Origin of the sequence: Haloarcula sp. CBA1122 (assembly GCF_009741785.1) — an archaeon.
Lineage (GTDB): Archaea > Halobacteriota > Halobacteria > Halobacteriales > Haloarculaceae > Haloarcula > Haloarcula hispanica.
This window is the reverse complement of record NZ_WPCB01000106.1, coordinates 1-1,300: the sequence shown is the minus strand read 5'-3', so window position 1 is coordinate 1,300 and position 1,300 is coordinate 1. Positions and strand designations below refer to the sequence as shown.

The following is a 1,300-nucleotide window of genomic DNA, read 5'->3' as shown; positions in this document are numbered from 1 at the left end:
GGGACGCGCTTCGGTCCGGACGCGACGGTCGAAACCGTCGACGACACGGTTCGGGTGACGACGACGGACGCCGCCGAGCGCGGCACGGACTACCTGCTTGCGCTCCGCGAGGCGGGCGTCGCCGTGACCGGGTTCGACGTGGACGAACCGACGCTCGACGACGTTTTCTTCGCCATCGCAGACGGGCGAACCGATGGCTTCGACGCCGGGGACGACGGCGAGACGGGGCCGGGACCGTCCGGAGGGACACGATGAGTTCCGCGGGCGTCGACGCCGGTCCGTCGCGGTCGGCCGGAAACTCCCTCGTCGGAGACATCTGGGTCAATTTCAAGCGGTGGACCCGGAAGGCGATTCGGAATCCGACCGTCGTCTTCCTCGAACTCTTCATGGCGGTGTTCTCCCTGCTGATGTTCACGGCCGTCTTCGGCGACGTCGGCACCCTCGCTCTCGAACGGGCCGGATTCGAGGGCATCGGCTACCTCCAGTTCGTCCTTCCCGCGGCCGTCGTCCAGGTGTCGATGTCGTCCTCGCTCTCCTCTGGCCTCGGACTGGTCGAGGACCTCCAGACGGGGATGTTCGAGAAGGTGACCGTCTCGCCGATGCGCTGGACCGCCGTCTTCGCCGGCAAGGCCGCCGCCGAACTGTTCCGCCTCGTCTGTTACGTGCTCGTCATCTTCGGCCTCGGACTGGCGATGGGTGCCACCGTCGAGACCGGACTCGTGGGGCTGTTCGGCATCGCCCTCGTCTGTGTCCTCTTCGCGCTCTGGTACATGGCGCTCTCGAACGCCGTCGCGGTGGCGACCCGGGACGAGGAGACGCTCGACGCGGTCGGGAACCTCCTGCTGTTCCCGCTACTGTTCCTCTCCTCGGCGTTTCTCCCCGCGTCCTCGCTGCCAGAGTCGGTGCAGGTGGTCGCCACGGTCAATCCGGTCACCTACGGCGTCGACGCGATTCGAGCGCTGGTCCTCGGTCGGGACGTGCTGACAGTCGTCGAGGTGACGGCGTTCGGCGGCGTCTACGACACCCTCGTGCCGGCGCTCGCGGTTCTCTGTGCGCTCGATGTCGTCTTCGGTGCCGTCTCCGTCTGGCTCATGGGCCGTGCGACGGGGTCCGAGGTGGCGTGACCGGGCCGCCCTGCCCCCTCTCCGCCCGCCGAATCCGCTGGAAGCGTTTCGGCCCTCCCGGTGCCCGCCGGAACCCGCGTGCGCTACGCGACGGTCCCGCTGAGCAGGCCGACGAACCCGCCGGCCATCGTCTCGTAGCGCCGCGCGACCGTCCGCTCGGTAAGTCGCTCGCGGGC

1 protein-coding gene and 1 pseudogene are annotated in these 1,300 nt (G+C 69.0%); both read left to right on the top strand.

Features of this window, described 5'->3' with window-relative positions:
* Positions 1-255, top strand: a pseudogene (locus tag GJ630_RS19355) (DUF4162 domain-containing protein); the annotation flags it as partial.
* The gene (locus tag GJ630_RS19350; protein ID WP_191450776.1) at positions 252-1,124 is read left to right on the top strand and encodes an ABC transporter permease; all 873 of its coding nucleotides are present in this window, start codon (positions 252-254) and stop codon (positions 1,122-1,124) included. The pseudogene GJ630_RS19355 and the gene GJ630_RS19350, both read left to right, overlap by 4 nt.
* Positions 1,125-1,300 lie beyond the last annotated feature (176 nt).